This window comes from Endozoicomonas numazuensis (genome assembly GCF_000722635.1).
GTDB classification, from domain to species: domain Bacteria; phylum Pseudomonadota; class Gammaproteobacteria; order Pseudomonadales; family Endozoicomonadaceae; genus Endozoicomonas_A; species Endozoicomonas_A numazuensis.
Window position 1 is genome coordinate 1 of the sequence record NZ_JOKH01000027.1, and the last position, 1,317, is coordinate 1,317.

Sequence of the window (1,317 nt, forward strand, 5' to 3'; positions counted from 1 at the left end):
TGGAGTCATACTTTCTTACCAAGTGATAATAATCATCCTCGGCCTTGCCGGTGACCAAATAGTCATAACAATGTTGCCTTGCTCTCACCATAGGTTCTTGCCATGAGAGAGGATATCCGCAACCTCGCCTTAGTTCTTGGTTTAAAACATTGAGCTCCTCAACAATCTTACCCTCAGATTCAGCGCAATGTTTTGAATTTACAATTTTCGAACACAGGATAGAATAAGCCGGCTGAGTGAAACAACCGTCACTGGCTAGCATATAGGATGGCCTCTGCAACCATCCATTATCTACATCAGAAAAAAATATGCCACTCTTACCTACCATTTCCAAACGTTTAGCCAATTCTTTTTTATCCTGACTTTTAGCGCAAGACAAAGCAGTATCTAACGTCTTCTCAACATGGTGAGCAACGCATAGCCTGAGACAATCCATGTACAGCAGACTATCCCGTGCGCTCAGACCAATTTTTCCCTGGTACCACTTCCCCATACCTGAAGCCATATCGAACCCCAGATTAGATTCAAGACTCAGAGTGACGATATTAGGGTGCTTGATAAATACCCGTTGCATCTCCTGAATTTGCTCGGAGCTCATGTCAGACTCAGAAAATACAACAAGTACTGGCAAACCAAACAAAGCCATTTGTTCAGCTTGCTGACTTATACGTTCAACATAGTTGTATTTTGTGTTATTAACTCCATTAAAAATCGTGGTGCCGTTCAAAGCCGTCCAAGTATAAAACTGAGCTACAGGAGGGCAGACTTTCAGGCTCATGTCCCTGGCAGTTTCCAGGCTATTAATGCCAGCAAACTTTAAGGCATCGGCCATATTATCCCAGCTACCCTGGTCAATGACGCCTATAAGGTCGGGACGGTCTTCCCTGATGATGTCCTGAGCAAGTTTCAGGTAATACTCTCTACCAGGCATCTGAGCCTTAATGAGCGCAACAATCTCGTCATTACCATAAATACGCGCCAGCGTTAAAGGCGAGAAGCTCTTGTCAGCCTCTAAGTTGTACTTGCCTCTTTCTTCTTCATGGAGGTATTTCCGCTCACCCAGTTGAGCCCTGAACTCTACAGGAAGTGGAATAAGCTGCCGCCTGATACTTTCTACATCTTTTGCAAGAATACTCTGGTGGAGGCTTCTGTGAAATGAAGTGATATTCGTTACAGACCTTATAGCAAGAGATTTTACTTGATGCGGAGCAGACGGTTCAGTTAAAGCAATGCGCTTCAGTGGTGACTCCTCACCACCTGGGTCTGGGACTGCATTTAAAGATACGGGTGGCTGATTTTTTATGGGTAATCCTGATG

The 1,317-nt window shown here is 44.4% G+C and carries 1 protein-coding gene; it reads right to left on the reverse strand.

What is annotated here, in order from left to right; all coding sequences use genetic code 11:
* A partial coding sequence (locus GZ78_RS29785) for a hypothetical protein (protein WP_034843453.1) occupies positions 1 to 1,317 on the reverse strand: 1,317 nt, incomplete at both ends.